Genomic DNA, 23,980 nt, shown 5'->3' on the forward strand with positions numbered 1-23,980 from the left:
CCGCTAGCGCAGGACGCGGAGACTGATCGTCTCGGGCATGGCCTCGAGGGCGGTGGCCACGTCGGGCGAGGTGTCGGCGGCGACGTCGGTGATGACGTATCCCATCTCTCCCCGCGTGGCGAGCACCTGACCCTCGATGTTGACCCCGTGCTCCGAGAGCAGCTGGTTGACGCTGGCCAGCACTCCCGGGATGTTGCGGTGCAGCAGGGCCAACCGGTGGCTGGAGCTGCCGGCGTCGAGCAGCGCCGCCGGCAGGTTGACGCTGAGCGAGGTGCTCCCCCGCTCGACGTAGTCGCGCAGCTTGCCCGAGACGAAGCGGCCGATGTCGCGCTGCGCCTCCTCGGTCGAGCCACCGACGTGCGGTGTGAGGATGACGTTGGGCAGCCCGCGCAGGCTCGACTCGAAGGTGTCGCCCTGCGCCTTGGGCTCGACGGGGAAGACGTCGATCGCGGCACCGGCCAGGTGGCCGCCGCGCACGCTGTCGGCAAGGGCCTCGGTGTCGACGACGAAACCGCGGGAGAGGTTGAGGAAGACGGACCCCTTCTTCATCGCCGCGAACTGCTTGGCCCCGAACAGCCCGGCGTTGCCGATGCGGCCGTCGACGTGGAGGGTGACGACGTCGGCCAGCCCGAGCAGCTCGTCGAGGGTGTCGACCTTGCGGGCGTTGCCCATGGGCAGCTTGTCGTCGGCGTCGAAGTAGACGACGCCCATGCCGAGGGCCTCGGCCACGACCGAGAGCTGGCTGCCGATGTTGCCGTAGCCGATGATGCCCAGGGTCCGACCCCTCATCTCGTGGGCGCCCTTGGCCGACTTGTCCCAGAGCCCCCGGTGCAGCGCGTCGCTCTTCTCGGTCAGCCGACGGGTCAGCGCGATCATCTCCGCGATGGCCAGCTCGACGACACTGCGGGTGTTGGAGAAGGGAGCGTTGAAGGCAGCCACGCCATGGGCGGCGGCGGCGTCGAGGTCGATCTGGTTGGTGCCGATGCAGAAGGCACCGACGGCGAGCAGATCGGGCGCAGCGTCGAGCACGGCCGCGGTGAGCCGGGTGCCGGAGCGGATGCCGAGCAGCTGCACCCCCGCGAGCGCCGAGACGAGCTCGGCCGCGTCCATGGCCCCGGCGTGCTGGACGACCTCGATGCCTGCCGCCTCGAAGGAGGCGACGGCATCGGCGTGGATGTTCTCGAGCAGGAGTGCTTTCACCCGACCATGTTGGCAGGCCCCGGCCACGCCCCTGACGCCGGTCCGCTCACCGGACGGCCCAGGATGCGGTCACAGCAGGAAACCAGCCGGGAAGGGGTCGGTGGGATCGAGGAGGTACTGCGCGGTGCCGGTCACCCAGGCCCGGCCGGTCACGGCCGGGCGGATCGCCGGACGGCCGCCCACCGTGGTCTCCCCGAGGATGGTGCCCAGGAAACGACCACCGATGAATGACTCGTTGACCATCTCGTCGCCGACGGTCAGGAGACCCCGCGCGTGCAGCTGGGCCAGTCGAGCGCTGGTGCCAGTGCCGCACGGCGACCGGTCGAACCAGCCCGGGTGGATGGCCATCGCGTGCCTCGAGTGGCGGGGGGTCGACCCGGGCGCCTCGAGGTAGACGTGGTGGCAGACGTCGATGCTCGCGTCCTCGGGGTGGACGACCGGCCGCTGCTCGTTGATCGCCGCCATCACCGCGAGACCGGCGTCGAGCAGGGCCGCCCGGTGGTCTCGGCTGAATTCCAGCCCGAGGTCGTCGGTGCGCACCACGGCATAGAAGTTGCCGCCGTAGGCGATGTCGTAGGTCACCTCGCCGAAGCCCGGCACGTCGACCACCTCGTCGAGCGCGTGGCTGTAGGACGCGACGTTCTCGAGGGTCACGCTCACGGCTGCGCCGTCACGCACCTGCACCCGCGCGGTGACGAGCCCGGCGGGGGTGTCGAGGCGGATGACGGTCTCGGGCTCGACGACCGGCACCATGCCGGTCTCGACGAGCACGGTGGCGACACCGATTGTGCCGTGGCCGCACATCGGCAGGCAGCCCGAGACCTCGATGAAGAGCACCCCGTAGTCGGCGTCGGGACGCGTCGGCGGCTGCAGGATCGCGCCCGACATCGAGGCGTGGCCGCGCGGCTCGTACATCAGCAGGGTGCGCAGGTCGTCGCGCTCGGCCATGAAGAGCTGACGTCGCTGCGCCATCGTCGATCCGGGCAGCACACCGACACCACCGGTGACGACCCGGGTGGGCATCCCCTCGGTGTGCGAGTCCACTGCGTGCAGGACGACCTTGCTGCGCACGGCCGACCTACGACAGGCCGGCGTCGATCACGGCCCGGGTGGCCGCGCTCACGACCTCGAGCAGCTGCGCGTCGAGGGGCTGCCGCGGCGCCCGGCACACGCCTCCGGGCCGCCCGACCAGGTCCTGGCCCAGCTTGATGGCCTGGACGAACTCGGTGCGGCTGTCCCAGCGGAGCACCGGGTGCAGGGTGCGGTAGAGCGGCAGGGCCGTGGAGAGGTCTCCCGCGACGCACGCCTCGAAGAGCTGCAGGCAGGCGCGGGGAAACACCTGCGCGTAGCCCGCGACCCAGCCGACACCCCCCGCCAGGACCACCTCGAGAACGGTGTCGTCGCTGCCGACCAGCACGTCGAGCCCCGGTGCCAGCTCGGCGATCTCGTAGGCTCGGCGCGGGTCGCCGGTGAACTCCTTCACCGCGACCACCAGCCCCTCGCGGTGCAGGTGGGCCAGGAGTGCCGGAGTGAGGTCGATCTTGGTGTCGATGGGGTTGTTGTAGGCCACGACCGGCAGCCCCGCCCCGGCCACGAGCTCGTAGTGCTCGAGCACCGCACGGTCGTCGCCGCGGTAGGCGTTCGGGGGCAGCGCCATCACGGCCGCGGCGCCGAGGTCTCTGGCCACCTCGGCGTGCCGGCGGCTCTCGCGACCGCTGTAGGCCCCCACCCCCGGCATCACGACGAAGCCCTCGGGGGCGTGCTCGACCGCGGTCTGCACGACGGCATCCCGCTCCCTGTTCGTGAGGGTCTGGTACTCACCCAGCGAGCCGTTCGGAGCGACCCCGTGCAGGCCCTGCGCAGCCAGCCAGGCGATGCTCTCGCCGTAGGCGGCGAGATCCGGCTCGAGCTCGCCGGCGGCCGTCGAGACGAAGGGCAGGGCGGTGGCGACGAGCACACCGCGCCAGGGAGTGGCGGTCAACGGGATCTCCTTGGGTCAGCCGGAAACCCGATCTCGGACCCGGCCGTCACACCCTACCGACGTCGTCGAGGAACGGCTCATCGGCTGGTGGGTCGTCGTCGTGTCGGTCGTCGAGGGCGGCCAGCAGGCCCAGGCTGACCGGCTGGGCCACCAACCGCTCGAAGGGTGGTGGAGGTGCCGCGCTCGGGCCTGCGGCCTCGGCGACCAGCAGGGCACAGGCCGCCTCGCACGTGCGTCCCTGACACCAGCCCATGCCCACCCGGGTGAGCTGACGGACCGGTCGCGCACCGTCGACGCCACGGGCGATCACCGCCCGGACCGCAGAGACCGGCACCTCCTCGCACCGGCACAGCAGGGTCGGCCCGGTGAGGGCCTGCGACCAGGCGGCCGGCACCGGGTGCACCGCGTGGAGGGCTGACGCGAAGGCCCGCTGGGCGTCGCGGCGCCGACCGACCGTGCTCCGTCTACGCAGGGAGCCCGGTCCGGCGGCAGGGGTGGGGGTCAGCGGGCCGGCCAGACCGTCTCGGGCGGCGTAGCCCGCCAGCTCGCCCTCGGCGAGGGCCAGAGCGGCACCGCCGACCCCACTCGTCTCTCCAGCCACCAGCACCTCGGGCACCGAGGTCTGCTGACGAGCGTCGGTCGTGACGACGAGACGACCGTCGGGGCCGGCGGCCACCGCACAGCCGAGGGTGACGGCCAGGTCGATGACGGGCGCGAACCCCCACCCGATGCCGACGGTGTCGGCGCTGATCCGTCGGGTGGCGTGGGGCACGAGGTGGCCCCGTGCATCGAGGCGCTGCACCGTCACCGCCTCCACCTCGTCGGCGCCCTCGGCCTGCACGATCATCGACCTGGGGTGGACCCTGATGCGGTAGCGGGCCAGCTCGGCGGCATACGCCACTCCCTCGGCCAGTCGGCCGGGGTTGCGCCCCACCGCGGGCAGGTGCCGGGCCCAGCGCTGGGGCGATGCTGCTTCGTGCACGCCGAGCACCGTGGCGCCGCGACGCGCGAGCCCGACGGCGACGGGGAGCAGGAACGGGCCGGAACCGCCCAGGACGACCCGCTGACCGGCCACGACGCCGCTGCCCTTCAGCAGGGCCTGGAGACCCCCGATGGTCATCACCCCGGGCAGCTCCCAGCCCGGGAACGGCAGGGCCACGTCGTGCGCACCCGTCGCGATGACCACTCTCCGGGCCCGGACCTCGCCCGCCGAGGCCCCCGCCCCCGTCCCTGCCGTGCTCAGGACGACCAGTCCCTCGGTGCGCACCGCGGTCCAGACCTGCGTGCGCAGCAGCAGGCGGAGCCGACCCGCCCGCTCGCCCTCGAGGACCCGGTTGCACAGCCGGGTGAAGGTGTCGAGACCGTGGTGCAGGTCGTGCAGCTCGCCGAACCGCAGCCGACCGGCGCCGGACGAGGGCGCCGGCTGACGCCAGTACTGCCCGCCCAGGGCGGTGGCCCGCTCGACCAGCACCACCCGCAGGCCCACCGCGAGGGCGGTGGTCGCGGCCGCGAGACCCGCCGGTCCCCCGCCGACCACGGCCACGTCGTAGGGGGTCGCCGGGCCGGCGACTGCGGTCACGGCGCCCCCTCCGCGAGCTCGTCAGCGGTCGGGCTGGGGTGGCTGGGGTGGCGGGAAGGAGGGCCGTCCTGGCTGTGCACCGCCACCGCCTCGTGCGCGGGGGCCAGGCAGGCCCGGACGTCGGGGACCCCGTCGACCGTCAGGAGGCACTCGAAGCACACGCCGATCCCGCAGAAGAGACCCATCGGGCGTCGGGTGCGCCCCGACCTGCTCCAGGAGCGGGTGCCGTCCGCGACGAGCGCGGCCCCGACCGTCTGCCCCGGACGGTATCTGACCGGTCGACCGTCGAAGTCGAAGGACGACGTCATGACGCCTCCGCCGGTACCCGCAGCGGACCACCCCGGAGCAGCCGGTCGGGGAGGAACGGGGTCACCGGCAGCCCGTCGGGAACCGGTGCACCGTCGAGGTGGCGAGCGACGAGGAAACCCGTCGCCGCGGCCAGACCGACGCCGGCCCCCTCGTGACCGCAGGCGTGGATCACCCCGTGCACCCGGGGATCCGGACCGATGATGGGCAGGTGGTCGGGGCTGTAGGGGCGGAACCCGCGGTAGGTGCGCAGGAGGTCGACACCCGCCAGGACCGGCAGGATGCGCACCGCTCCGGCGGCGAGGCGATGCACCACCCGGGGGCTCATGGCCCGGTCGAACCCCACCCGCTCACGGCTGGCCCCGATCAGCACGGTCCCCGAGCGGGTGCCCTCGACGACGGTGGAGGTCTGGAGCGCCGCGTCGTCCGAGGCCACGTCGGCCACGTAGGCGGCGGTGTAGACCTTGTGCCGCACGAGCTGGCCCACGGGAGCGGTGACCAGCACGAAGCCGCGTCGCGGGTGGATGGGGATCGGCGCCCCGAGACGCGCACCCACGACCCCTCCCCAGGTGCCCGCGGCGTTCACCACGACGTCGGCCCGCACGACCTCCCCACTGGACAGCCGCACACCACGCAACCGATCCGCCGCGTCACGCTCGGCGGCGACGACCTCGTCACCCAGTCGCACGACCCCACCGGCGCGACGGACGGCGCGCGCCAGGCCGGCCGCCGCCAGCACCGGCTGCACCTGAAGGTCCTCGGGATAGAGCACCGCGCCCGGCAGGTCGCGGGCGAGGTGCGGCTCGAGGCGCCACAGGTCGTCACCGGCGACCGGGTGGGCCACCACACCCGCCCGGCGCTGCCCCTCGGCGAAGTGGGTCAGGGCCTCGAGCTCCGGCCCGGTCGTCGCGACGACCAGCCCGCCCTTCTCGTCCAGCTCGAACGAGTCACGCCCGAGCGACTGCGCGACCTCGAGCCAGAGCAGCCGGCTCGCCTGCATCAGGGCGAGCTCAGGCCCGGCTCCCTTGTCCGACACCAGGAGGTTGCCTTCGCCCCGGCTGGTCGTGCCACCGCCCGGCGGCAGGGGGTCGACGAGGGTGACGTCCCATCCGGCCTGCACTGCGAACCAGGCGCAGGACGCCCCGACGACCCCAGCCCCGATGACCACGACGCGGCCCACGCTCAGCTCCTCCCTTGGGCAGGATGAATCACCGCCCCACCCGTGCCCCCACCTTGGCAGACGGACGGGACCGTGGCGAGCCGGAGCCGCCCGCCGGTCAGGATGTCGCCCGATGCATCTGCCGCAGCTCCTTCTTCAGGTCTCCGAGCTCGTCGCGCAGTCGGGCCGCCAGCTCGAAGCGCAGCTCGGCCGCAGCCTGGTGCATCTGCGTGGTGAGCTCCTGGATGAGGTTGGCCAGGTCGGACGAGGCCATCGACTCGACCTTGCCGCCCGCGCCGAGCCCGACGTCGGCGGCCAACGCTCCCCGCCCGCCCGAGGGGCCCCCGCCGTTCTTGGTCGCCTTGCCACGGGACTGCGAGCGCCCGCTGCCGAGCAGGGCCTCGGTGTCGGCGTCCTCGCGCTGCAGCATCTCGGTGATGTCGCCGATCCGCTTGCGCAGCGGCGTCGGGTCGATCCCGCGCTCGCGGTTGTAGGCCACCTGGATCTCGCGCCGGCGGTCGGTCTCGTCGAGGGCCTGCCGCATCGACGGGGTCACCTTGTCGGCATACATGTGGACCTGACCGCTGACGTTGCGCGCGGCGCGACCGATGGTCTGGATGAGCGAGCGGGCCGAGCGCAGGAACCCCTCCTTGTCGGCGTCGAGGATGCTCACCAGCGAGACCTCGGGCAGGTCCAGACCCTCACGGAGCAGGTTGATGCCGACGAGCACGTCGTACTCCCCCATGCGCAGCTCACGCAGCAGCTCGACGCGACGCAGGGTGTCGATGTCGGAGTGGAGGTACCTCACCCGGACCCCCTTGTCGAGGAGGTAGTCGGTGAGGTCCTCGGACATCTTCTTGGTCAGCGTGGTCACCAGGACCCGCTCGTTGCGCTCGACGCGCAGACCGATCTCGTGCAGGAGGTCGTCGATCTGGCCCTTGGTCGGCTTGAGGATGACCTCGGGGTCGACGAGGCCGGTCGGCCGGATGATCTGCTGCACCGGGGTGCCCGACTTCGCCATCTCGTAGTCACCCGGCGTCGCCGAGAGATAGAGGGTCTGCCCGATGCGCTCGAGGAACTCCTCCCACATGAGGGGGCGGTTGTCGGCGGCACTCGGCAGCCGGAACCCGTGGTCGACGAGCATCCGCTTGCGCGACATGTCACCTTCGTACATCGCCCCGATCTGCGGGACGGTCTGGTGCGACTCGTCGATGACGAGCAGGAAGTCCTCGGGGAAGTAGTCGAGCAGGCAGTTCGGCGCTGACCCGGAGGACCGGCCGTCGATGTGCCGTGAGTAGTTCTCGATGCCGCTGCAGGAGCCGACCTGCCGCATCATCTCGATGTCGTAGGTCGTGCGCATGCGCAGGCGCTGGGCCTCGAGGAGCTTGCCCTGCTTCTCGAACTCGGCCAGACGGTCGGCCAGCTCGAGCTCGATGCCCTTGATCGCCCGGTCCATCCGCTCGGGGCCTGCGACGTAGTGCGTGGCGGGGAAGACATACATCTCCTCCTCCTCGCGGATGACCTCGCCGGTGAGCGGGTGCAGGGTGTAGATGCGCTCGATCTCGTCACCGAAGAACTCGATGCGGATCGCGTGCTCCTCGTAGACCGGGATGATCTCGACCGTGTCGCCACGCACCCGGAACGTCCCCCGGGTGAAGGCGATGTCGTTGCGGGTGTACTGCATCTGCACGAACTGGCGCAGCAGGTCGTCGCGCACCATCTCGTCGCCGACCCGCAGACGGGCCATCCGGTCGACGTACTCCTGCGGGGTGCCGAGCCCGTAGATGCACGACACGGACGCGACGACGACGACGTCACGGCGGGTCAGCAGCGAGTTGGTCGCGCTGTGGCGCAGCCGCTCGACCTCCTCGTTGATCGACGAGTCCTTCTCGATGTAGGTGTCGGTCTGCGGGATGTAGGCCTCGGGCTGGTAGTAGTCGTAGTAGGAGACGAAGTACTCCACCGCGTTGTGGGGCATCAGCTCGCGGAACTCGTTGGCCAGCTGGGCCGCCAGCGTCTTGTTGGGGGCCATGACGAGGGTGGGTCGCTGGACCTGCTCGATGACCCACGCGGTGGTCGCCGACTTGCCGGTGCCGGTGGCGCCCAGCAGCACCGTGTTGGACTCACCGCTCCTGAGTCGCTCGGTGATCTGCGCGATCGCCGTCGGCTGGTCACCGCTCGGCGAGAAGTCCGAGATCACCTCGATGGGAGCCACGGTGCGCTTGATGTCGGTGGTGGGACGCATAGGGCAACGGTAAGCCCGACCACCGACAGGGCACTGCCCCGCAGTGGCCGGCGGCACTCAGGGGGACCAGCCGCTCCGAGCGGCCCAGTCCTCGACCAGGGGGAACACCTCGGCGAACCACGGCTCCTTGGCCTCGACGTAGGCCGTCGTCGTCGAGGCCTGCGAGGCCAGGTGTGCCTTCGCCGTGGCGTAGTCGGCGCGCGCGTCGGGCTCGGCCCTCAGCCGGTCACGCAGCTGCAGGGCGAAGCGCCAGCCCGGTGAGCCGACCTCGCGGACGTGGATGTTGACCACCCGCCCGGGGTCGGCCGACCCGTGCAACCGCTTGGGCCAGAGCGCGGGCGGGCAGTGAGGCGTGTCGCGGTCGACGTCGTCGACCTGGAAGAACCCCCGGTCGTCCATCGCCGCACGAAAGGCGGGGGTGTCGGCGTCGGCGAGCGAGCGGACCCCCACCTGGAGGTCGACGACGTCCTTGGCCGACAACCCCGGCACGCTCGTCGACCCGATGTGATCGACCCGGGTCGCGAGGTCACCGAGGGCGTCCACCAGCCGCGCGACGAGCCGGGCCGCCTGGGCCGGCCACGTGGGGTCGGGATCGCGCAGGATCGGGCCGGTCTCGGGGCGCCGGGTGCGACGCCCCGCCCGGAGGTTGTCGTCGTACGGCGCCAGCCGCTCGCGCCACAGCCTCGCGACAGCCGAGGTCGTGGCCTCGCGGTCGCCGTCGTTGTCCATCCACGCGTCGGCAGCGGCCCTGCGCTGCTCGTCCGTGGCCTGGGCCGCGATGCGGTGCCGGGCGTCGGCCTCGGGGAGCCCCCGCTGGTCGACGAGGCGCCGCACGCGGGTCTCGGCGTCGGCGCCGACGACGACGGTGAGGTGCTCGTGCACCCACAGCCGGCGCTCGACCAGCAGGGGCATGTCGAAGACGCTCACCCGGTCGGCCGGGACCTGCGCGCGCGACGCAGCCACGCGCTCGGCGATCGCCGGGCCGGTGATGGCGTCGAGCGCCGCGAGGGCTCGGGGATCGGGGAAGACGATCGCCGCCAGCCCGGCCCGGTCGAGCGTGCCGTCGACGCGCAGCACCTCGGCTCCGAAGCGGGCCGCCACCGCCGCCAGCGTCGCCTCGCCCGGCTCCATCACCTGGCGGGCGACGGCGTCGGCGTCGACGACCTGTGCCCCGTGCTCCTCGAGCAGCCGCGCCACCGTCGACTTGCCCGACCCGATGCCACCCGTCAGCCCGATCCTCAGCACCCGCCGACCCTAGCGCCAGTCGTGCTCGCCCTGCGATGACGCTGGTCCCTCGCTGACCTCCTCACCGAAGGGCGAGCAGGCTCAGCCGGAGCCGACGACCGCGAGCGCGACGTCGGGGTAGTCGGTCACGATCCCGTCGACGCCGATCGCAGCCATCGCCCGGATGTCGTCGGCGGCGTTCACGGTCCACGGCAGGACCGCCAAGCCAAGGTCGTGGGCCCGGTGGACGAGGGCCTCGTCGACATACGTGTACTGGGGCGCGATGACGTGGGCCCCGATCGCCGCCGCCGCCGCGGGGAGGTCACCGTCGTGCTCCTCGAAGCTCGTGATCCCCGTCCACGGGCTGTGCGGTGCCCACGTGGTCCCGACGATCGCCAGCGCCGACCGGCGTAGCTCGGGGTCGAGCTCGAGCGCGAGCTCGAGGACCTGCCAGTCGAAGGAGTGGACCAGGCAGCGGTCCCTGATCCCCGCTGCGTTGACCTGCTCGACGAGACGGCCCACGAGTCGCTCACGACCTGCCACCTCGCCGGGGTCGAGCGCGTTCACCTTGACCTCGAGGGTCCAGAAAGCCTCGGCTCCGCGTTCGCCGCTCGCTTCGAGCAGGTCTGGGAGCGTGCTGATGCGGGCACCGGGCGCCGCCTGCTGGCGAGGGAACCCCGGCAGGGTGAGGGAACCGACGTCGACCGACGAGATCTCGTCGTAGGTCAGCAGGTTGACCCGTGCGCCGACTAGCCCGTCGTGGGGCGCCACCACCTTGTGAGGCAGGAGGGTCGCGTCGTGCCAGACGACGACCTCGCCGTCGGCGGTGAGCCTCACGTCGATCTCGATACCCTGCACGCCGGCGTCGAGCGCGGCGAGCACGCTCGGGACGGTGTTCTCGACAACAAGTCCCTTGGCGCCCCGGTGCCCCTGGACACCGAGGCTGCCGAGCCGTCCCGGACGCGCTGGGGCCCACGGGCCACGTCGCGGTACGAGGTCGTCCATCTTCAGCGGCCGATCCGCACGCCGCTCGCAGCATCGAAGGCGTGCAGCTCGGTGGTGTCGGGACGCACGTGCATGACGTCGCCGACGGTGAAGTGGGTGCGCTTGTCGAGTCGGACCGTCACCCGGTCCACCTCGCGTCCGGCCACGGCTGGTCGACCGTAGACGTAGGACTCGGAGCCGAGCGACTCGACCAGCTCAACGGTGAGGGGAACGCTCTCGCCCTCGCTCGTCGGGTCGACGACGTGCCACGACTCGGGTCGCAGACCGACCACGACAGTGACCCCGGCGGCGTCGGCGACCTCGCGCTCCAACGGGACCGACACGCCGTGGACGATGGCGTGGCCGTCGCGCACGGGGCACTCGACGAGGCTGATCGCGGGAGAGCCGATGAACGCGGCGACGAAGGTGTTGACCGGGTGGTCGTAGAGCCGCTCGGGGGTGTCGACCTGCTGCAGCTGGCCGTCGCGCAGCACAGCCACACGGTGACCCATCGTCATCGCCTCGACCTGGTCGTGCGTCACGTAGACGGTCGTGACACCGAGCCGCCGCTGGAGGTCGGCGATCTGCGAGCGGGTGGACACGCGCAGCTTGGCGTCGAGGTTCGACAGCGGCTCGTCCATGCAGAACACCTTGGGGTTGCGCACGATCGCCCGCCCCATCGCGACGCGCTGTCGCTGCCCACCGGACATCTGGCCGGGCTTGCGGTCCAGCAGGTCCTCGAGCTCCAGGATCTTGGCCGCCTCGGCGACGCGAGACGTCGTCTCGGACTTGCCCACCTTCGCGTTGTCGAGGGCGAAGGCCATGTTCTGCGCCGCCGTCATGTTGGGGTAGAGCGCATAGCTCTGGAACACCATGGCGATGTCCCGGTCCCGGGGGCGTACCCCCTGCTGGTCGTGGCCGTCGACGAGGATTCGCCCCCCGTTGATCGGCTCGAGACCGGCCAGCATGCGCAGCGTCGTGGACTTCCCGCAGCCGGAGGGTCCGACGAGCACGAGGAACTCCCCGTCGGCGATGTCGAGGGTGATCGCGTCGACGGCTGGTCGGTCGCCCTGGGCGAACCGGCGCGTCGCCTCGTCGAAGTACACGGTGGCCATGGCAGGCGCTCTCTCTCGGTGTCGTGGCGGGCGGTGTCGTGGCGGGCGGTGTCGTGGCGGGTGGTCGTCGTGGCGGTCGTGGTCGGGTCGGCCCGGGACGGGCCGGCCGTCACGCTCCGAGCTTGGGCTTGACCTGCGTCTCGTAGACCTGCTGGCTCTCGGCGTCCAGCGCCTTGAACACCGTCGTGACGTCCTGGCCCTGGGCGACCTGGTCGAGCGCCTTGCCGATGCGGGCACCACCACCGGGCAGGAGGACCCGGACGTTGTCCTGGGACCGGGTGTGAGCGAGCTGGTCGATGGCCGTCTTGGAGTTGGGGTTCTTGGCCAGGAACGCGACCTCCGACGCCTCGGTCACGGCCGACTTGCGGACCGGCATGTACCCCGTGGCCTGTGTGAAGGTCACGGTGTTCTTGGCGTTGGTGAGGAACTCGATGAACTTCACGGCGTTGGCCTTGCGGGCGTCACTCAGGCTGGCCGGGATGCCGACACCGGCGCCGCCGGTCGGGCAGTTGTCGGTGCCCGGGAGGAACGCCGTCCCGAACTCGAACTTGGCGTCCTTGGTGATCCCGGTCAGCGACCCGGTCGACTGCAGGATGCAGGCGGCCAGACCGGCCGTGAAGTCGGCCTCCGGGGCCTTGTTGAACTTCACCGCCCCGTCCTTGGCCAGGCCCTGGAGGAACTGGCCCGCCTTGATCGTGTTGGGGTCGGAGAACGTCGGGGTCCACTCCTTCGAGTAGGCGCCCCCGAAGCCCCAGGCCATGTTCTGGAAGTACCAGTCGAGGTAGTTGGAGCCGTCGGCGAGCTCGAGCGCCACCTGACCGCTGGCCAGGGCGGCCCTGATCTTCGGCACCCAGGTGGCGAACTCCTCCCAGTCCTTGGGGCCGCGGTCCTCGAGGCCGGCCTTCTTCCAGACGTCCTTGTTGTAGTAGAAGAGCGGGGTCGAGCGGGCGTACGGCAGGGCGAAGTGCTGCTCGCCTGAGGTGTAGTCGTTGTAGAGGGCGTCGACGTAGTCGGTGACGTCGACCTTCGCCGTCGACAGCAGCTGGTCGAGCGGGGCGAGCTGCTTGTTGACCGCGAAGTTGAACCACGTGACGTCGGAGACGACGACCACGTCGGGCAGCTGCCCACCGGCGAGGGCGGCGTTGAACTTCTGGGCCACCTCCTCGTAGTTCTTCCCCGCGTCGACGAGCTTGACCGTGAGCCCCGAGTTGGCGGCCTCGAAGTCCTTGATGATCGCCTGCTCGACGGGCTTGGAGGTGCCGGGGTGGTTGCTCCAGAACTCGATCGTGTTGCTCGAGCCACCACCGCCGGCAGCGGCGGGGGTCCCGCCGGTCCCGGCGCACGCGCTGAGACCGGCGATCCCGGCGGCGCCGGTGAGCCCGAGGAATCCGCGGCGGGAGAGATCGTTCATGGTGTGGTGCCTTTCGTCGTCATGAGGTGAAGTCAGCCCTTCAGGGCCCCGGCCGTGAGGCCCTTGATCATCTGTCGCTGGAGGAAGAGGAAGAGGATGAGGATCGGCAGCATGGCCAGCACCGTGCCGGCCATCACCGGCCCCCAGTTGGTGACGCCGTCGTTGTTCTGCAGCAGCGTGAGCCCGACCGGCAGGGGGGCGACCCGCTCGTCGTCGGCCATGAGGAACGGCCAGAGGTACTCGTTCCACTCCGTGACGACGGTGATGAGCGAGAAGGCCACGACCGTCGGCCACGACATGGGCAGGACGACGCGCCACAGCAGCTTGAGCGGGCCGGCTCCGTCGAGCCGGGCGGCCTCGATGATCTCGCCGGGCAGGCTGAGGAACTGGTTGCGCATGAGGAAGGTGCCGAAGGCGACCCCCGCGAGCGGGATGATGATGCCTTGGTAGGTGTTGCGCCACCCGATCTGCGCCACGAAGGCGTAGTTGGAGATGACGGTGATCTGGTTGGGCACCATGAGCGCCGCGATGACGACGAAGAACACGACCGAGCGGCCGGGGAAGCGCAGCAGCGACAGGGCGTACGCGCTGAGCACCCCGAGCACGATCTTGATCGCCGACGTGCTCGCGGTGATGATGAAGCTGTTGCGCACGTAGCTGAAGAAGGGGATGCGGGTCGTGACGTCGGAGTAGTTGCCGGGGGTGATCGGGTCCGGCCACCACTGCGCCGGGCGCACGTAGATGTCGCCCCGGTCCTTGAACGACGTGATGAGGATCCAGAAGAGCGGCACCGCCACGAGCAGGACGGCGAGCACCATCCCGACGTATCCAGCGGTGGCGCGCAGCCGCCCGGGGCGCAAAGCCCCGTCCGACCCGTAGGCCGTCGTGGACGACGCCGGTGTCGCCGGTGTCGTCGCCGGTGTCGCCGGTGTCGTCGGTGTCGTCGGTGTCGCCGGTGTCGTCGTCATGACTGGCGCCCCTTGTCCATGAAGCGGACCTGCACCACGGTGACGACCAGCAGGATGAGGAACATCACCGTGGCCACCGTCGCGCCGTAGCCGGCCCGCTGGTTGACGAAGGTCTCCTGGTACACCTGGTAGACGAGCGTGGTGGTGCCGTTGCCGACCGGCCCGCCCCGGGTCATGACGTTGATGATGTCGAAGACCTGCACCGAGCTGAGCAGCACGGTGATGGACAGGAAGAACGTCGTCGGCCGCAGCTGGGGCATGAGCACCCGCCGGAACCGCGTCCACGCCGAGGCGCCGTCGATCTCGGCCGCCTCGTCGAGGTCGGACCGTCGCCCCTGCAGCGCCGCGAGGTAGATGACGAAGGTGTAGCCGAGGTTCTTCCAGATGTAGGTGACCGTGACCATGAACAGCGCCCACCCCGACTGCTGGTAGAAGTCCGGCGACTCGATGCCCACCCGCGCGAGCAGGTCGCGCACGAGCCCGAAGCTCGGGTCGAACACGAACTGGAAGGCCACCCCGATCGCGGCTCCGGAGATGACGAACGGGGCGAAGACCACCGAGCGCACGAGGTTGCGACCACGCAGCTGCTGGTCGAGCAGCAGTGCGAGCCCGAGCCCGACGGCGAGCGAGATACCCACCGTCGCCGCGGTGAAGATGACGGTGTTGCGCAGGACCACCTTGGTGTCCTCGCGCCCGAACCACTCGACGTAGTTGGCGAAGCCGACCCCGTTGAGCGTGGGCGAGGAGATGTTCCAGTCGGTGAACGACAGCCGGATGTTGTCGATCAGCGGCCGGTAGGTGAAGACGATGAGCAGGATCAGGTTCGGCAGCAGCAGCAGGGCCGCGAGGCTCCACTCCCACACCCGGCCGCTGGATCGCCGGGGCGCCGGCCCGACGGGTGGGGGAGGTCCCTGGGGGGAGCCTCCAGACGGCAGAATTGCCCGCTGTGGCTCGGTCACGGGTGACTTCACTCCGCCAACCTAGCGGGCCGACCCGCGCGATCGCGACTATTGCGGGCCGCTGTCGATGGCGTGTCCCCCAGGTCGGGGCGCCGGGAGTGGCAGGTCGACGACACGTCGGGACGGCCCGCCTCAGGACGCGGCGAAGCCCCGGACCGCACGGGTCCGGGGCTTCGTCGTCGATCCGGTCGAAGACCTGGGTCAGTTACCGGTGAGCTTCTCGCGCAGGGCGGCGAGGGCCTCGTCCGAGGCCAGGGTGCCCTCGGCGACCGGCGCGGGACGCGAGGCCACCGGGTGGTCACCGTCGTCGTCGTCGCTGACGTCACCCGTGGCGGAGGAGTACGAGGTCGTGACGTCGCCACCGCTGGCGGCCTCGGCGTCGGCCTTGGCCGCAGCCTCGACCTGGGCCTTGTGGGCCTCCCAGCGGGAGTGCGCCTCGGCGTACTGACCCTCCCACTTCTCCTTCTGGGTGTCGTAACCCTCGAGCCACTCGTTCGTCTCCGGGTCGAAGCCCTCGGGGTACTTGTAGTTGCCCGCCTCGTCGTACTCCGCGGCCATGCCGTAGAGCGTCGGGTCGAACTCGGCCAGCTGCGCACCGTCGTTGGCCTGCTTGAGGCTCAGCGAGATCCGGCGACGCTCGAGGTCGATGTCGATGACCTTGACGAAGATGTCGTCACCGACGTTGACGACCTGCTCCGGCAGCTCCACGTGGCGCTCGGCCAGCTCGGAGATGTGGACCAGACCCTCGATGCCGTCGTCGACGCGCACGAAGGAACCGAACGGGACGAGCTTGGTGACCTTGCCCGGCACGACCTGGCCGATCGCGTGGGTGCGGGCGAAGTGCTGCCACGGGTCTTCCTGCGTCGCCTTGAGCGAGAGGGAGACGCGCTCGCGGTCCATGTCGACGTCGAGGACCTCGACCGTGACCTTGTCGCCGACCTCGACGACCTCGGACGGGTGGTCGATGTGCTTCCAGGACAGCTCGGAGACGTGGACGAGACCGTCGACGCCACCGAGGTCGACGAAGGCACCGAAGTTGACGATGGAGGAGACGACGCCCTCGCGGACCTGCCCCTTCTGGAGCTCCTTGAGGAACGTCGTGCGCACCTCGGACTGCGTCTGCTCGAGCCACGCCCGGCGCGACAGGACCACGTTGTTGCGGTTCTTGTCGAGCTCGATGATCTTGGCCTCGATCTCCTTGCCGACGTACGGCTGGAGGTCGCGGACCCGACGCATCTCGACGAGGGAGGCGGGCAGGAAGCCGCGCAGGCCGATGTCGAGGATGAGCCCACCCTTGACGACCTCGATGACGGTGCCGGTGACGACGCCGTCCTCTTCCTTGATCTTCTCGATCGTGCCCCAGGCGCGCTCGTACTGAGCCCGCTTCTTGGACAAGATCAGACGACCTTCCTTGTCCTCCTTCTGGAGGACCAGGGCCTCGACCTCGTCGCCGACCTTGACGACGTCGGACGGGTCGACGTCGTGCTTGATCGACAGCTCGCGCGAGGGGATGACGCCCTCGGTCTTGTAGCCGATGTCGAGCAGGACCTCGTCCCGGTCGACCTTGACGATGACACCTTCGACGATGTCTCCGTCGTTGAAATCCTTGATCGTCGCGTCGATGGCGGCGAGCAGGTCTTCCTCAGAGCCGATGTCGTTGATGGCGACCTGAGGGGCGGTCTTCTCGACCGTAGTGGCAGTCATGTAGGAGGAACTCCGTTGGTGGACAGGTGGAGGAAAAGGGGACATAATGCACGGGCACCCACGTGGGCGACACTCCAGACTACGCGCGCCACGCGACGTGGGTCAAAACGCCGGGCGATGTCCGTCCCGACGCCAGACTGTATGCCGTGACCAACCCTGTGACGCCGTCCCCGCCGTCTCCCTACGAGCGGCCGCCCGCCGTGGCCCGGCGGGTCTCCGACGACGCCGAGACGGTCCCCGCCAACCAGACCTGGTGGGACGCCGAGGCCGACGGCTACTACCTCGAGCACGGCGGCTTCCTCGGCGACGACGACTTCGTGTGGGGCCCCGAGGGCCTGCGGGAGGCCGAGGCCCGACTGCTCGGTGACGTGCGGGGAGCGCAGGTGCTCGAGATCGGCGCCGGTGCCGCGCAGTGCTCGCGCTGGCTGGCGGGTCAGGGGGCGATGGTCCTGGCCAGCGACCTCTCGCTCGGCATGCTGCGTCAGGCCCAGGCGATCGACGCCCGGCTCGACGAGCAGACGTCAGGCTCGTCAGGCTCGGCGCCGGTCCCCCTGCTCCAGTGCAACGGTCTCGCCCTGCCGGTCGCCGACGCCAGCCTCGACGTCGTCTTCACGTCGTACGGGGTGATCCCCTTCGTCGCCGACTCGGCGGCCGTGATGCGCGAGGCGGGGCGGGTCCTGCGTCCGGGGGGGCGCTTCGTCTTCTCGACCACCCACCCGATCCGCTGGTCGCTGCCCGACGACCCCGGCGAGGCCGGCCTGCGCGTGAGCCACTCCTACTTCGACCGCACCCCCTACGTGGAGCAGGACGCCGGTGGCCGGGCCACCTACGTCGAGCACCACCGCACCGTCGGCGACCGGGTGCGCGAGCTGGTGGCTGCCGGGCTGCAGCTCGTCGACCTCGTCGAGCCGGCCTGGCCGCCGGGTCACGACCAGACGTGGGGCGGGTGGTCACCGCTGCGGGGTGAGCTGGTGCCCGGGACCGCCATCTTCGTCACCCGGCGACCCGGATGACGACTGGCCGCAGGACGAGCCGTCGCCGACCGCCGGACCACGAGGTCAGGAAGAATCACCGGTCATTCGCTCGCTGAGCGAACGAGATGGATGTCAACTTGATGAACGGGACGTGATTTCACCGTAAAGGCCCGAGAATTCCCCGAGGTGTGTGTAACGTCTTGTCCTGCGACCGGAAGCGCAGTTGGCTGACCGGAGTCACCGAGGCGGGGAGGCTGAGGTGGCTCTGTGGAGGCCACTGGAGGCCGGGCGGGTCCGCCCGCCCGGCCTCTTCCCCGTCCGGTTCGTCCCGGGGTCAGTGGGCGGCTGCGTGCCAGGAGCGGCCGACGCCGACGCTCACGTCGAGGGGCACGTCCATCGTCACGGCCTGGCCCATCTCGTGCCGCACCAGCCGCTCGACGTCGTCGCGCTCCCCCGGAGCGATCTCGAGCACCAGCTCGTCGTGCACCTGCAGCAGCATCCGTGACCGTGCACCAGAGCCGACGAGACCACGGTGGACACCGAGCATCGCCACCTTCATGATGTCGGCCGCCGACCCCTGGATCGGGGCGTTGAGGGCCATCCGCTCGGCCATCTCGCGCCGCTGGCGGTTGTCGGAGTTGAGGTCGGGCAGGTAGCGACGGCGGCCGAGCATGGTGGCGGTGAAGCCCGTCGCCCGGGCCTCGACGACCAGCTCTCGCAGGTAGTCGCGCACCCCGCCGAACCGCTCGAAGTACTCGTCCATCAGCTCCTTGGCCTCGCCCGTGCCGATGGTCAGCTGCTTCGAGAGGCCGAACGCCGACAGACCGTAGGCCAGGCCGTAGGACATCGCCTTCACCTTCGAGCGCTGCGCGGAGGTGACGTCCTCGATGCCGACCCCGAAGACGCGCGCCCCGACGTAGCTGTGCAGGTCCTCACCGGTCCGGAAGGCCTCGATCAGGCCGGCGTCCCCCGACAGGTGGGCCATCACCCGCATCTCGATCTGGCTGTAGTCGACCGACATGAGCGACTCGAACCCCTCGCCGACGACGAACATCTCGCGGATGCGCCGGCCCTCCTCGGTGCGGATCGGGACGTTCTGCAGGTTGGGGTCGGTGGAGCTGAGGCGCCCCGTGGCGGCGATGGTCTGCAGGTAGGTGGTGTGGACCCGCTGGTCCTCGGCCACCGACTTGAGCAGCCCCTCGACCGTGACCTTGAGCCGGCTCGCGTCGCGGAAGGCCAGCACACCCATCAGGAAGGGGTGGTCGACCTTGCGCCCGAGGTCGGCCAGCGCATCGGCGTCGGTGGTGTAGCCCGTCTTGGTGCGCTTCGTCTTCGGCAGGCCGAGCCGCTCGAAGAGCACCTCCTGGAGCTGCTTGGGCGAGCCGAGGTTGACGCTGTCGTCACCGATGGCGTCCCACGCTGCCTGCTGGGCCCGGGAGACCTGGTCGGCGAAGTCGGCGTCGAGGGCGTCGAGCGCGTCGACGTCGACCGCGATGCCCACCCGCTCCATCCCTGCCAGGACGTCGACCAGCGGCAGCTCGACGTCGCGCAGCAGACCGTCCGCCGCGCGGGTGACGAGCTCGGCGTCCAGCGCGTCGGCCAGCTCGAGCACCGCGCGGGCGACGACCATCGCGTCCTGCGCCTCGCTGTCGCCGTCGGGGTCGCCATCGAAGGCGAGCATCCCCTGACCGTGGTCGTCGGTGTCGTTGGTCAGCTCGCGCTTGAGCATGCGCAGGGCGAGGTCGGCCAGGTCGTAGGACCGCTGGTCGGGCTTGACGAGGTAGGCGGCCAGGGCGGTGTCGCTGGTGAGGCCCGCGAGCGCCCACCCCCGGGACGCGAGCGCCTGCAGGGGCCCCTTGGCGTCGTGGATCGCCTTGGGCCGGAGGGGATCAGCCAGCCACCCGGCGACGGCCTGCTCGGCCGGCTCGTCGAGCGTCGTCACATCGAGGTATGCCGCGTGCCCGTCGACCGTCGCCAGGGCGAGGCCCCGCACGTCACCGGTGCCGCGGGCCCACCGACCGACGACGTTGACCCCGACCCGGTCACCGTCCTGGCTGTGCTCGTCGAGCCACAGTGGCACGTCAGCCGACTCGAGCACCGAGCCGAAGACGTCGAAGCCGGACTCGGCCTCGGGCGTCGCGGACTCGAGCGTGGCGAAGAGACGCTCCCGCAGGACGCGGAACTCGAGGCCGTCGAAGACCTGGTGCACCTGCTCGCGGTCCCACGTCTGCCGCTCGAGCTCGTCGACCTCGATCCCCAGCGAGACGTCACGCACCAGCTGGTTGAGGCGGCGGTTGCGCAGGACGTCGTCGAGGTGGTCGCGCAGCGACTGACCGGCCTTGCCCTTGATCTCGTCGACGTGGGCCACGATGCCGCTCAGGCCGTCGTACTGCTGGATCCACTTCGCCGCTGTCTTGGGACCGACGCCGGGCACCCCCGGGAGGTTGTCGGAGGTCTCCCCCACGAGCGCGGCCAGGTCGGAGTAGAGACCTGGGGGGACGCCGTACTTCTCGGTGACCGCCGCCGGGGTCATCCGCCACATCTCCGAGACCCCCCGCACCGGATAGAGCAGCGTGACCCGGTCGGTGACCAGCTGAAAGGCGTCACGGTCTCCGGAGCAGATCAGCACCTCCATCCCCTGCGCCTCGGCCTGGGTGGTGAGCGTGGCGATGATGTCGTCGGCCTCGTAGCCGGGCGCCTCGACATACCGGATCTTCAGGGCGTCGAGCACCTCGTGCATGAGCGGGATCTGGCCCGAGAACTCGGACGGTGTGGCCGCCCGCCCGGCCTTGTACTCCGCGTACTCCTCGAGGCGGAACGTCTGCCGCGACAGGTCGAAGGCCACGGCCAGGTGGGTCGGCTCCTCGTCGCGCAGCATGTTGATGAGCATCGACGTGAAGCCGAAGACCGCGTTGGTCGTCTGCCCCGTCTTGGTCGAGAAGTTCTCAGCGGGGAGCGCGTAGAACGCCCGGTAGGCGAGGGAGTGTCCGTCGAGCAGGAGGAGTCGAGCCACGCCGGAAGCCTAGGCCACCGCACCGACAGCACCGATGACGGGCTCAGAGCCCGCCGACGGTGCCCTGCACGGCCCGCACCCGGGCGGAGCGACGCCGACGCAGCACCTGCTCGAGCGTGCCCAGGGACGCCTGCTGCTCGCTGCCCCCGGCGAGGCGACGGTGCAGCGCTCTCGGCGTGGTGACGCGCCGCACGACGGTCGGCGTGAAGCCGAGGCGCGCGAAGAACCGGTTGGCATCGCGCTGGCCGGCCGGCACGTGACCCACGATCTGCTCGGCTCCCACCCGGTCGGCGTGGGCGGCGACGGCCGAGAGCAGGTGCCGGGCGATGCCGTGCTTGCGCCAGGTGCTGCTCACGAAGAGCTGGTCCACGGCGACGCAGTGGGCGTCGACGAAGACCCCGGCGGTCGTGTCGGACAGCACGAGGTAACCGACCGGACGGGAGTCGGCCAGGGCCATGAGGGCGACGACCCCGGGGCGCTCGAGGCTCGAGACGACGGTGCCCTCGGCCACCATCCGCGCCGTGGCCTCCGGGCTCGCGCCGGTCTCGGCCCGATGGGCGACCCACAGGTCGACGAGGTCCTGGTGCTGACCGGGGGTGACCCGGCGGACGAGGATCTGGGGTCGAGCCAAGGCGAGCCTCCTGGGGCAGAAGAGGGACCGTGCACCTGCGGGTCGGGTGCGTGGCGGACGACGGCACCAAGGCAGGGTGGCGCCGTCGTCGTGCCGTCCCCCGACGGCGGGCCCGGATGTCGCTCGGGTTGCCCCGACTCTAGGACCACGGCCGACGCCACCGATAGAGGAAACGCGAAATTGGTGGTGCCAGAGGCCGCTGGACGCGCTTCCCGCTGGCCGGAGGCCCTCTTCGCTGCCGGTCTGCTACTTCTTCGGCAGGCCGGTGATCACGGCGTCGGCCACCTCGCGCATGCCGAGACGACGGTCCATCGCGGTCTTCTGGATCCACCGGAAGGCCTCGGCCTCGCTCAGCTTCAGCTGCGTCATCAGCACGCCCTTGGCCCGGTCGACGGCCTTGCGCGTCTCGAGGCGCTCCCCGAGGTCGGCGATCTCGCTCTCGAGGGCCCTCATCTGCGTCCAGCGCGAGCGGGCGATGTCGATGGCCGGAGCGAGGTCGGCCTGGGTGAAGGGCTTGACGATGTAGGCCATGACACCCGCGTCGCGGGCCCTCTCGACGAGCTCCTTCTGGCTGAAGGCGGTGAGCATGACCACCGGGGCGAGCTGTTCCTTGCCGATGATCTCGGCTGCGCTGATGCCGTCGAGGACGGGCATCTTGACGTCCATGATGACGAGGTCGGGGCGGTGCTCACGGGTGAGCTCGACCGCCTGCTCACCGTCGCTGGCCTGCCCGACCACGTCGTAGCCACCCTCGCCCAGCATCTCGGCGAGGTCGAGCCGGATCAGCGCCTCGTCCTCGGCGACGACGATGCGCAGGCGCCCGTCATCCGCGCCCTGGTCGGTCGTGCCCACCGTGTCGGGTCCCTGCTCCGCCGCAGCGCTCGTCGTCATGGCGGGAGTTTATCGGGGTCCGGGCGGTGCGCAGTGCCCCGGGTGGGATTCGAACCCACACTGGACGGTGTTTGAGACCGCTTCCTCTGCCGGTTGGGATACCGGGGCGCAGGCGAAGAGTAGCGAGCGCCGCTGCCCGGCCCCAACTCCAGGGCTCACTCGACGCGCGAGAAGTCCTCGTAGGCCGGGGCCACCCGGTTCTTGGCGTCGCCGATGCGGTGCACCCGCAGGGCGTTCGTCGAGCCGGGGATGCCGGGGGGTGACCCCGCCACGATGATCACCAGGTCGCCCTCCTGCGCGCGGCCCGAGGCGAGCAGCGAGTTGTCGACCTCGAGGGCCATCTGGTCGGTGTGGCGCGCCATCGGCACCAGGAAGGTCTCGATGCCCCAGACGAGCGCCAGCTTGGAGCGGGTGTCCTGCAGCGGGGTGAAGGCCAGCATGGGGATCTTCGGGCGGATGCGAGCCAGGCGCAGCGCGGAGTCACCCGACTGCGTGAAGGTCACGAGGTAGGTGACTCCGAGCAGCTCGCCGATCTCGACGGCCGCCCAGGTCACGGCCCCGCCCTTGCTGTGCGGACGGGTGCCGAGGGGAAGGATGCGCTCGAGGCCGTGGTCCTCGGTGCTCTGGATGATGCGCGCCATCGTGCTGACGGCCTGGATCGGCCACGCCCCCACGCTGGTCTCGCCGGACAGCATGATGGCGTCGGCGCCGTCGAGGACGGCGTTGGCGCAGTCGCTGGCCTCGGCCCGGGTGGGACGGGAGTTCTCGATCATCGACTCGAGCACCTGCGTCGCCACGATGACCGGCTTGGCGTTCTGGCGGGCGATCTCGATCGCCCGCTTCTGCACGATGGGGACGTCCTCGAGGGGCAGCTCGACCCCGAGGTCGCCGCGCGCCACCATGACGCCGTCGAAGACCTCGATGATCTCGCGGAGGTTCTCGACCGCCTGCGGCTTCTCGATCTTCGCGATGACGGGCAGGCGGATGCCGACCTCGTCCATGATCGCGTGCACCTCCTTGATGTCGTCGGCGGAGCGCACGAACGAGAGCGCGATCATGTCGGCGCGCAGCGCGAGGGCCCAGCGCAGGTCAGCCCGGTCCTTGTCCGACATCGCCGGCACGCTCACCGCGACCCCAGGCAGGTTGATGCCCTTGTTGTTGGAGATCACGCCGCCCTCGACCGTCTCGGTGACGATGTCGGTGTCGGTGACCTCGACGGCCCGCAGGGTGACCTTGCCGTCGTCGATGAGCAGCAGGTCGCCCGGCGTGACGTCGCCCGTCATGCCCTTGTAGGTGGTGCTCACCCGGCGGCTGTCACCGGGCACGTCGAGGATGGTGATCGTGAAGGGGTCACCGGGAGCCAGCGAGATGGGGCCGTCGGCGAAGCGCCCCGTGCGGATCTTCGGACCCTGGAGGTCGACGAGGACACCGACCGCCCGGCCGGTCGCGTCGCTCGCCGCGCGCACGGCGCGGTAGACCTCCTCGTGGACGGCGTACTCACCGTGGGAGAGGTTGAGGCGGGCGATGTCCATGCCGGCCTCGACGAGCTTGCGGACCTGCCTCGTGGACGAGGTGGCGGGGCCGAGGGTGCAGACGATCTTGGCGCGACGCATGCCGTCAGCCTAGGCGTAGAGGT

At 70.7% G+C, this 23,980-nt stretch carries 19 protein-coding genes and 1 tRNA gene; 1 reads left to right on the top strand and 19 read right to left on the bottom strand.

Going from position 1 to position 23,980, the window contains the following annotated elements:
- Window positions 1–3: 3 nt before the first annotated feature.
- The 14 genes from serA to rpsA all read right to left on the bottom strand — a co-directional run bounded on the left by serA (window position 4) and on the right by rpsA (window position 16,835).
- Window positions 4–1,200 carry a phosphoglycerate dehydrogenase gene (gene serA / locus V3N99_01895; protein ID MEO3935487.1) on the bottom strand — a complete coding sequence of 399 codons (1,197 nt, stop codon included), beginning with the start codon at window positions 1,198–1,200 and terminating at the stop codon, window positions 4–6.
- Between the two features lie 69 nt (window positions 1,201–1,269).
- Window positions 1,270–2,271, bottom strand: a complete 1,002-nt coding sequence (locus tag V3N99_01900; protein MEO3935488.1) for a proline racemase family protein — start codon at window positions 2,269–2,271, stop codon at window positions 1,270–1,272.
- 7 nt (window positions 2,272–2,278) lie between these two features.
- Window positions 2,279–3,181 (bottom strand): dihydrodipicolinate synthase family protein, encoded by a 903-nt coding sequence (locus tag V3N99_01905; GenBank protein ID MEO3935489.1) that lies wholly within the window; start codon window positions 3,179–3,181, stop codon window positions 2,279–2,281.
- 46 nt (window positions 3,182–3,227) lie between these two features.
- Entirely contained in the window at window positions 3,228–4,760 is a 1,533-nt protein-coding gene (locus V3N99_01910) for an FAD-dependent oxidoreductase (GenBank protein MEO3935490.1), read from the bottom strand.
- Window positions 4,757–5,068 carry a (2Fe-2S)-binding protein gene (locus V3N99_01915; protein ID MEO3935491.1) on the bottom strand — a complete coding sequence of 104 codons (312 nt, stop codon included), beginning with the start codon at window positions 5,066–5,068 and terminating at the stop codon, window positions 4,757–4,759. Before V3N99_01915 ends, V3N99_01910 begins: the two co-directional genes overlap by 4 nt.
- The gene (locus V3N99_01920) at window positions 5,065–6,246 is read right to left on the bottom strand and encodes an FAD-dependent oxidoreductase (GenBank protein MEO3935492.1); all 1,182 of its coding nucleotides are present in this window, start codon (window positions 6,244–6,246) and stop codon (window positions 5,065–5,067) included. The genes V3N99_01915 and V3N99_01920 overlap by 4 nt, the downstream gene beginning before the upstream one ends.
- A 97-nt stretch (window positions 6,247–6,343) precedes the next feature.
- Window positions 6,344–8,470 carry an excinuclease ABC subunit UvrB gene (uvrB, locus tag V3N99_01925; protein MEO3935493.1) on the bottom strand — a complete coding sequence of 709 codons (2,127 nt, stop codon included), beginning with the start codon at window positions 8,468–8,470 and terminating at the stop codon, window positions 6,344–6,346.
- A 57-nt stretch (window positions 8,471–8,527) separates the two neighbouring features.
- Complete coding sequence (coaE, locus tag V3N99_01930) at window positions 8,528–9,715, bottom strand: dephospho-CoA kinase (protein MEO3935494.1); 1,188 nt, start codon at window positions 9,713–9,715, stop codon at window positions 8,528–8,530.
- Between the two features lie 81 nt (window positions 9,716–9,796).
- Window positions 9,797–10,699, bottom strand: coding sequence for a glycerophosphodiester phosphodiesterase family protein (locus V3N99_01935; protein ID MEO3935495.1), 903 nt, complete (start codon window positions 10,697–10,699; stop codon window positions 9,797–9,799).
- A 2-nt stretch (window positions 10,700–10,701) separates the two neighbouring features.
- The gene (ugpC, locus tag V3N99_01940) at window positions 10,702–11,793 is read right to left on the bottom strand and encodes a sn-glycerol-3-phosphate ABC transporter ATP-binding protein UgpC (GenBank protein MEO3935496.1); all 1,092 of its coding nucleotides are present in this window, start codon (window positions 11,791–11,793) and stop codon (window positions 10,702–10,704) included.
- Window positions 11,794–11,902: 109 nt separating this feature from the next.
- Window positions 11,903–13,204 (bottom strand): ABC transporter substrate-binding protein, encoded by a 1,302-nt coding sequence (locus V3N99_01945; GenBank protein ID MEO3935497.1) that lies wholly within the window; start codon window positions 13,202–13,204, stop codon window positions 11,903–11,905.
- A gap of 32 nt (window positions 13,205–13,236) precedes the next feature.
- The gene (locus tag V3N99_01950) at window positions 13,237–14,022 is read right to left on the bottom strand and encodes a carbohydrate ABC transporter permease (GenBank protein ID MEO3935498.1); all 786 of its coding nucleotides are present in this window, start codon (window positions 14,020–14,022) and stop codon (window positions 13,237–13,239) included.
- Between the two features lie 146 nt (window positions 14,023–14,168).
- Window positions 14,169–15,035 carry a sugar ABC transporter permease gene (locus V3N99_01955; protein MEO3935499.1) on the bottom strand — a complete coding sequence of 289 codons (867 nt, stop codon included), beginning with the start codon at window positions 15,033–15,035 and terminating at the stop codon, window positions 14,169–14,171.
- 297 nt (window positions 15,036–15,332) lie between these two features.
- Window positions 15,333–16,835, bottom strand: coding sequence for a 30S ribosomal protein S1 (rpsA, locus tag V3N99_01960; protein ID MEO3935500.1), 1,503 nt, complete (start codon window positions 16,833–16,835; stop codon window positions 15,333–15,335).
- 200 nt (window positions 16,836–17,035) lie between these two features.
- Here rpsA and V3N99_01965 point away from each other — a divergent pair, with 200 nt between their 5' ends.
- Entirely contained in the window at window positions 17,036–17,848 is an 813-nt protein-coding gene (locus tag V3N99_01965; protein MEO3935501.1) for a class I SAM-dependent methyltransferase, read from the top strand.
- A 295-nt stretch (window positions 17,849–18,143) separates the two neighbouring features.
- Here the strand turns inward: V3N99_01965 and polA are convergent, their stop codons facing one another.
- The 5 genes from polA to pyk all read right to left on the bottom strand — a co-directional run bounded on the left by polA (window position 18,144) and on the right by pyk (window position 23,957).
- Window positions 18,144–20,822, bottom strand: coding sequence for a DNA polymerase I (polA, locus tag V3N99_01970; GenBank protein ID MEO3935502.1), 2,679 nt, complete (start codon window positions 20,820–20,822; stop codon window positions 18,144–18,146).
- A gap of 43 nt (window positions 20,823–20,865) precedes the next feature.
- Window positions 20,866–21,453, bottom strand: a complete 588-nt coding sequence (locus tag V3N99_01975) for a GNAT family N-acetyltransferase (protein MEO3935503.1) — start codon at window positions 21,451–21,453, stop codon at window positions 20,866–20,868.
- 246 nt (window positions 21,454–21,699) lie between these two features.
- Window positions 21,700–22,344, bottom strand: coding sequence for a response regulator (locus V3N99_01980; protein ID MEO3935504.1), 645 nt, complete (start codon window positions 22,342–22,344; stop codon window positions 21,700–21,702).
- A 34-nt stretch (window positions 22,345–22,378) separates the two neighbouring features.
- Window positions 22,379–22,452, bottom strand: a tRNA-Leu gene (locus tag V3N99_01985).
- 47 nt (window positions 22,453–22,499) lie between these two features.
- On the bottom strand, window positions 22,500–23,957 hold the full coding sequence (pyk, locus tag V3N99_01990; protein ID MEO3935505.1) for a pyruvate kinase: 1,458 nt from the start codon (window positions 23,955–23,957) through the stop codon (window positions 22,500–22,502).
- Window positions 23,958–23,980 lie beyond the last annotated feature (23 nt).

The organism is Dermatophilaceae bacterium Soc4.6, assembly GCA_039889245.1.
Classification (GTDB): domain Bacteria; phylum Actinomycetota; class Actinomycetes; order Actinomycetales; family Dermatophilaceae; genus Lapillicoccus.